At 72.2% G+C, this 6,545-nt stretch carries 6 protein-coding genes and 1 pseudogene; 3 read left to right on the forward strand and 4 right to left on the reverse strand.

The features are described 5' to 3' along the window. Positions 1–68: 68 nt before the first annotated feature. A complete protein-coding gene (locus ACIRPX_RS41475) occupies positions 69–1,106 on the reverse strand; it encodes a LacI family DNA-binding transcriptional regulator (protein WP_404205249.1) in 1,038 nt (345 codons plus the stop codon). 110 nt (positions 1,107–1,216) lie between these two features. Then, entirely contained in the window at positions 1,217–2,245 is a 1,029-nt protein-coding gene (ligD, locus tag ACIRPX_RS41480) for a non-homologous end-joining DNA ligase (protein ID WP_404205251.1), read from the reverse strand. A 74-nt stretch (positions 2,246–2,319) separates the two neighbouring features. On the opposite strand from ligD, the gene ACIRPX_RS41485 reads away from it, so the two are divergent. Further along, on the forward strand, positions 2,320–3,390 hold the full coding sequence (locus ACIRPX_RS41485) for an ATP-dependent DNA ligase (RefSeq protein WP_404205253.1): 1,071 nt from the start codon (positions 2,320–2,322) through the stop codon (positions 3,388–3,390). Between the two features lie 19 nt (positions 3,391–3,409). Here the strand turns inward: ACIRPX_RS41485 and ACIRPX_RS41490 are convergent, their stop codons facing one another. Then, positions 3,410–4,600 (reverse strand): zinc-dependent alcohol dehydrogenase, encoded by a 1,191-nt coding sequence (locus tag ACIRPX_RS41490; protein WP_404205255.1) that lies wholly within the window; start codon positions 4,598–4,600, stop codon positions 3,410–3,412. A gap of 196 nt (positions 4,601–4,796) precedes the next feature. Here ACIRPX_RS41490 and ACIRPX_RS41495 point away from each other — a divergent pair, with 196 nt between their 5' ends. Further along, on the forward strand, positions 4,797–5,771 hold the full coding sequence (locus tag ACIRPX_RS41495; RefSeq protein WP_404205257.1) for a DUF3048 domain-containing protein: 975 nt from the start codon (positions 4,797–4,799) through the stop codon (positions 5,769–5,771). Positions 5,772–5,776: 5 nt separating this feature from the next. On the opposite strand, the gene ACIRPX_RS41500 is transcribed toward ACIRPX_RS41495, so the two are convergent. Next, a complete protein-coding gene (locus ACIRPX_RS41500) occupies positions 5,777–6,241 on the reverse strand; it encodes a MarR family winged helix-turn-helix transcriptional regulator (protein ID WP_404205259.1) in 465 nt (154 codons plus the stop codon). A 210-nt stretch (positions 6,242–6,451) separates the two neighbouring features. Between ACIRPX_RS41500 and ACIRPX_RS41505 the strand changes: the two are divergent. Beyond that, a pseudogene (locus ACIRPX_RS41505) lies at positions 6,452–6,545 on the forward strand (succinyl-CoA--3-ketoacid-CoA transferase); the annotation flags it as partial.

Here is a 6,545-nt window from a genome sequence, read left to right on the forward strand (position 1 = left end):
CACAACCGCACCACCGCAGCCGCACGGCCGCACCGCAGCAGCCGCACATCCGCCCGGCCCGCGGAGCGCTACGCCGAGGCGCGCCGTACCAGCGTGGTGGGCAGCACCACGCTGGACGGCGGGCCCGTCTCCCCCTCTTCCGGGGCCCGCTGGCCGAGCCGGCGCAGCAGCAGCCGGGCCATCAACCGCCCCATCTCCTCGATGTCCTGACGCACCGTCGTCAGCGGCGGCTCGCTCTGCTCGGCCACCGGCAGCATGTCGTCGAACCCGATGACGGCCACGTCCTCCGGGACCCGCCGCCCGTGCTCGCGCAGCACCCGCAGGGCACCCACGGCGGTCAGGTCGTTGGCGGCGAAGACCGCGTCCAGGTCGGGCCGCCGTGCCAGCAGCTCACGCATCGCCCGCTCGCCGCCGGCCGGCGTGAAGTCGCTCTCCACGACCAGCCGCGGATCGGCGTCGACCCGTGCGTCCCGGAAACCGTCGAGCCGGTCCGCGGCCGAGGTCTGGTCGAGCGGCCCGGTGATGTGCGCGACCCGGGTGCGGCCGAGGGCGACCAGGTGCTCCACCGCCTCGCGCGCCCCGCTGCGGTTGTCGCAGTCGACGTACACCGCGTCGCTGCGGCCGTCGCTCCAGCCGGGGCGTCCACCGAACACGGTGGGCACACCGGCGTGCTGGATCAGCCCGGGCAGCGGGTCGGCGAGGTGCAGGGAGAAGACGAGCGCGCCGTCGACATGGCCGCCCGCCAGATACCGCCCGACCCGGGCGTGGTCGTCGCGGCCCTCGGTGAGCAGCAGCACGAGCTGGTTGTCGTGGGCGGTCAGCTCCTTGCTGATACCGCGCAGCTGGAGGGCGAAGAACGGGTCGGCGAAGACGCGGGTCTCCGGTTCGGCGATGACCACGGCGACGGCGTCGTGCCGCCGTGTCACCAGGCTGCGGGCGGCCTGGTTCGGCACGTACCCGAGCTCCTCCACCGCGCGGCGCACGCGCTCGACGAGGGGTTCGCGCACCCCGTCGCCGCCGTTCACCACCCGGGACACGGTCGCCCGCGACACGCCGGCCCGGGCGGCCACGGCCTCCAGTGTGGGTCGCGGCGCTGCGTCGGTCACTTCGGGGCTCCTCATCGGCGGGTGCCGATCAGGATAACCCCAGGCGGGCGGGCGGGTGAGAGCGCTCACACGCTCGCCGCGGGGGAGGACGCGTCAGTGCGGAGCGGCCGCTAACCCGGAATCGTGCCGTCCGTCTTCTTCGCCCGGCTCGGCTGTACCCGCTTGGGCTCCCCCGGCATCTTGGGGTACTCGGGCGGGTACGGCAGATCGCCCAGCCCGTGGTCGTGCTCGTCCCGGCGGGCGAGTTCGAGCAGGGATTCCAGGGAGAAGCGCCGGTCGTCCATGTCCGCGTGCACGTCGCCGAGTTCGGCGAAGCGCGCGGGCATGGTCGCGATGTCGAAGTCCTGAGGGTGGGCCACCCCGACCTCGTCCCAGGTCAGGGGCGCGGAGACGGGGGCGTGCGGGCGGGGGCGCACCGAGTAGGCGGAGGCGATGGTGCGATCCCGCGCCGTCTGGTTGTAGTCGACGAAGATGCGCTCGCCCCGCTCCTCCTTCCACCACTTGATGGTCACCTGCTCCGGCATCCGCCGCTCCAGCTCGCGGCCCACCGCGATGGCGGCCCGCCGGACCTGGGTGAAGGTCCAGCGCGGCTCGATCGGCACGAAGACGTGCAGGCCGCGGCCTCCGGACGTCTTGGGGAAGCCGCGCAGGCCGCCGAACTCGTCGAGGACGGCGCGCAGTTCGTGGGCCGCGCGGACGGCGTCGTCGAAGTCGGTGCCGGGCTGCGGGTCGAGGTCGATACGCAGTTCGTCGGGGCTGTCGACGTCGTCGCGGCGCACCGGCCAGGGGTGGAAGGTGAGGGTGCCGTACTGGGCGGCCCACAGCACGGCGGCCTCCTCGGTCGGGCACATCTCGTCGGCGCTGCGGCCGCTGGGGAAGGTGATGTGGGCGGTCGGGATCCAGCCGGGCATGTTCTTGGGCGCCCGCTTCTGGAAGAAGGACTCGCCGGTCACCCCGTCCGGGTAGCGCTCCAGGGTGGTGGGCCGGTTGCGCAGGGCGCGCAGGATGCCGGGGCCGACCGCGATGTAGTAGCGGGCGAGGTCCAGCTTGGTGAAACCGCGCTCGGGAAAGAAGACCTTGTCCGGGCTGGACAGCCGGACCGTGCGGCCGCCCGCCTCCAGTTCCACCGCTGCACCCATGCCGCCACCGTAGGCGCCTCCCGTAAACCTCGCACACCGGGCGGCAGCCGCTGTATGCGCGCAGAATCGGAACCATGGATCTTCCGGTGATGCCGCCCGTGAAACCGATGCTCGCCAAGTCGGTGGCGACGATTCCCCCGGGCATGCAGTACGAGGCGAAGTGGGACGGGTTCCGGGCGATCGTGTTCCGCGACGGCGACCAGGTCGAGCTCGGCAGCCGTACCGGAAAGCCTCTGACGAGGTACTTTCCTGAGCTGGTGGCCGCCTTGACGGAGCGGGTGCCCGAGCGGTGCGTGCTGGACGGGGAGATCGTGATCGCCCGGGAGGGACGGCTCGACTTCGACGCGCTCACCGAACGCATCCACCCCGCCGACTCCCGGGTGCGCACGCTCGCCGAGCGCACCCCGTCGTCCTTCGTCGCCTTCGATCTGCTGGCCCTGGCCGACGCGTCCCTGCTGGACGTGGAGCTCACCGACCGGCGCGCGCTGCTGGAGCGCGCCCTGGCGGGCGTCACCGCCCCCGTCCACCTGGCGCCGGCGACCACCGACGTGGAGGTCGCGCGGGACTGGTTCGAGCAGTACGAGGGGGCGGGCCTGGACGGTGTCGTCGCCAAGCCGCTCACCCTGCGCTACCTGCCGGACCAGCGCGCCATGTTCAAGATCAAGCACGAGCGGACGGCGGACGTCGTCGTCGCCGGCTACCGCTTCCACAAGAGCGGCCCGGTCGTGGGCTCGCTGCTGCTCGGGCTCCACGACGACCGGGGCCGCCTCCAGCACGTGGGCGTGTCGGCCGCCTTCGCCATGAAGCGGCGCGCGGAACTCGTCGAGGAGCTGGAGCCGCTGCGGATGGCGGACCCGGCGGGCCACCCGTGGGCGGCCTGGGCCGACGAGGCCGCGCACGAGAACGCCCGGCTGCCCGGCGCGCCGAGCCGCTGGTCGGGCAAGAAGGACCTGTCCTGGGTGCCGCTCCGCCCCGAGCGGGTCGCGGAGGTGGCCTACGACCACATGGAGAACGGCGCGCGCTTTCGGCACACGGCCCGCTTCCGCCGCTGGCGCCCGGACCGCGCTCCGGAGAGCTGTACGTACGCGCAGCTGGAGGAGCCGGTCCGCTACGACCTCGCCGAGATCCTGCGCTCCCCCCGCTGAGCCCCGCCCGCCGTGCCGTTCACGGCGTCATCAGCACCTTCACCGCGCCGTCCCGCTTGTGCTGGAACATCTCGTACGCGCGCGGCGCCTCCGACAGCGGCAGCCGGTGGGTGGCGAACCCGTCGACGCCGAGCGGGTCCTCGTCCGTCAGATACGGAATGATCTCGTCGCTCCAGCGGCGGACGTTGGCCTGTCCCATGCGTATCTGGATCTGCTTGTCGAACAGCGTGAGCAGCGGAATCGGGTCGGCCGTGCCGCCGTAGACCCCGCTGAGCGAGATCGTGCCGCCGCGGCGCACCAGGTCGATCGCCGTGTGCAGGGCGGCCAGCCGGTCGATGCTGAAGCGCTCGGCGAACGGCCCGCCGATCCTGCGGGGCAGGACGGACGAGGCCGCCTGGGCCAGCCGGGCCGCCGCGCCGCCGTGTGCCTCGGTACCCACCGCGTCGATCACCGCGTCGGGGCCGCGGCCGTCGGTCCGGTCGCGGATCGCGGCGACGAGTTCCTTCTCGCCGTCGAAACTCCTGATGTCGAACGTCTCCACACCCCGCGCGCGGGCCCGGCGCAGCCGGTCGCTCACCAGGTCGACGCCTAACACCTGTCCGGCACCGCGCACCTGGGCGACCCGGCAGGCCATGTCGCCGATCGGCCCGAGACCGAGCACGGCGACACTGCCGCCCTCGGGGACGCCCGCGTACTCGACCGCCTGCCAGGCGGTCGGCAGCACGTCGGAGAGGTAGACGAAGCGGTCGTCGGGCGGGCCCTGCGGCACCTTGATCGGCCCGAACTGGGCCTGGGGCACGCGCAGATACTCGGCCTGGGCGCCCGGCACCGCACCGTACAGCCGTGTGTAGCCGAACAGCGCGGCCCCCATGCCCTCGCTCGACACCTGGGTGGTCTCGCACTGCGTCGGCAGCCCCGTCAGGCACATCCAGCAGGTGCCGCAGGCGATCTGGAACGGCACCACGACCCGGTCGCCCGCCGCGAGATCCGGTACCCCGGGCCCGACCTCCTCGACGATGCCCATCGGCTCGTGTCCGAGGATGTCGCCCGGCGTCATGAACGGCGTGAGCACCTCGTACAGGTGCAGATCCGAGCCGCACAGCCCGGTCGACGTGATGCGGACGACGGCGTCCGTGGGCTGCTCGATCCTCGGATCGGGCATGTCCTCCACCCGTACGTCCCGCTTCCCCTGCCAGGTCACTGCCTTCATCGCGTGGCGCTCCCTCCGTCGCTCCGGTCCGTCCCCTTCCGCGGTGCGGCCCGGGTACCCGCGCGTCCGCCTCCCGAAGCGGGTCGAGGGGCCAATGGGCGTATTCAACGCGCGCAATCAGAACCACGCGGGTATGGCCACCAATGAACGTATAAGCGCACAATCATCTACACGGGATGTGGTGACCACGGTGAACATGAGACGGAAGAAACGCCTGCGACGCACCTCGACGACGGTGGCGCTGCTCGCCGCCTCGGTGACGGCCGCGCTGGCGGCCGGCTGCACGGGACAGCACGGCCCGGCCGACGACGGACGCGGCGAGCTGAGGACGCCGACCCCGCGGCACACCGCCGCGGTCCGCCCCGTACTCGCCGTGAAGATCGACAACGCGCCCGCGGCCCGGCCCCAGACCGGCCTCGACGCCGCCGACGTCGTCTACGCCGAGCAGGTGGAGGGCGGCCTCAGCCGCCTGATGGCGGTGTACGCGACCACGCTGCCGCAGGCCGTCGGGCCGGTGCGCAGCGCCCGCGAGTCGGACCTGGAGCTGCTGCGCCAGTTCGACAATCCGACGCTCGCCTTCTCCGGCGCCCAGCACAAACTGCTGCCGCTCATCGACCAGGCACCCCTGAACCCCGAGCCGCCCTCGAAGGCCACCGGCGCCTACTTCCGGGGCAGCGGAAAACCCGCACCCCACAACCTCTACCTGCGGCCCGCCCGCCTGATGCACTCGGCACCGGGCCCGGCCGCCCTCACCACCGGCTTCCGCTACGGCGCCGCGCCCGCCGGCGGCAGGCGCGAGACCGCGCGCACGGTCCACTACCCGGCCGCCGGCTTCACCTTCACCTGGTCCCCGCGCCTGCACCGCTACCTGGTCGCGATGGACGGGACGCCCACCGTGACGACCGACGGCAAGCGGGTGGCACCCGCGACGGTCGTCGTGCAGTACGTGAAGGTGCACAAGTCCGCCTTCCACGACGTCCTCGGCAACAACACGCCGTACACCGAGACGGTGGGTTCGGGAACGGCGAGCGTCCTGCGCGACGGGCGCGTCTACGACGTCGACTGGCAGCGCGGCAAGGCCACGGACGGCACCGACTTCACGACGAAGGACGGCAAGCCGGTCAACTTCGCCAAGGGCCAGGTGTGGGTGGTGCTGGCCCAGGCGTCGTGACCGGGTCAGCCCTGTGCCACGAGGGGTTCCACCGGGTTGCGGAGCCCCTCGGCGGCGTCGGCGACCCGCCGGATGAGCTCGAAGAACACCGTCTGCTCGTCGGCGGACAGGGGCGCCAGGAACACCTGGTTCATCCGCGCCGTGCGCACGGTCAGCTTGCGGTGGGTGCGCAGGCCCTCCTCGGTCAGACGCAGCAGGAAACGGCGGCCGTCCTGCGGATCACGCACCTTGTCCACCAGCCCCCGCCTGCCGAGCCGGCTGATCACCTCGGCGATCGTCGACCGGTCGAGCCCCACCCGCTCCCCCACCGTGCGCTGGTCCAGGCCCGGCTCGGCGACGAGCGCGTTGAGGACCGCGAACTGCGGCGAGGTGATCTCCTCCGAGACCATCGTGTTCCACAGCAGGTAGTGGGCCTGCTGCAGCCGCCGGGCCAGGTGCCCGGGGTGGGTGGTGAGGTCCACCGCGGCCATGTGCGCTCCCGAGGTCGAATTCGTTGGTGCACTGACGATACCCGGAGACCACAAGAACTGTCTCCCTCCCGGAGGCCGTCACTGACCTCGCATTTCGTCGAGGTCTTGACGCCTTGCGGGGACAGTGGCAGCGTGAAAGAAACTTCACCGAAGTGCTCAGTGCCCTGAGTAATTGAGGACCGGGTACACGGACGGGATGGGGCTTCACGGATGGACAAGGTGGTCGCCACAGCCGCTGATGCGGTGGTGGATGTGGGGGAGGGTGCGTCGTTGGCGGTGGGTGGGTTCGGTTTGAGTGGGGTGC

It is taken from the genome of Streptomyces sp. NPDC101225 (assembly GCF_044767585.1).
Classification (GTDB): Bacteria; Actinomycetota; Actinomycetes; order Streptomycetales; family Streptomycetaceae; genus Streptomyces.

Bases quoted from the DNA above. Each gene is read 5' to 3' on its own strand.
- ligD (WP_404205251.1), bottom strand. From the start codon at position 2,245: ATGGGTGCAGCGGTGGAACTGGAGGCGGGCGGCCGCACGGTCCGGCTG.
- ACIRPX_RS41485 (WP_404205253.1), top strand. From the start codon at position 2,320: ATGGATCTTCCGGTGATGCCGCCCGTGAAACCGATGCTCGCCAAGTCG.
- ACIRPX_RS41490 (WP_404205255.1), bottom strand. From the start codon at position 4,600: ATGAAGGCAGTGACCTGGCAGGGGAAGCGGGACGTACGGGTGGAGGAC.
- ACIRPX_RS41495 (WP_404205257.1), top strand. From the start codon at position 4,797: ATGAGACGGAAGAAACGCCTGCGACGCACCTCGACGACGGTGGCGCTG.
- ACIRPX_RS41500 (WP_404205259.1), bottom strand. From the start codon at position 6,241: ATGGCCGCGGTGGACCTCACCACCCACCCCGGGCACCTGGCCCGGCGG.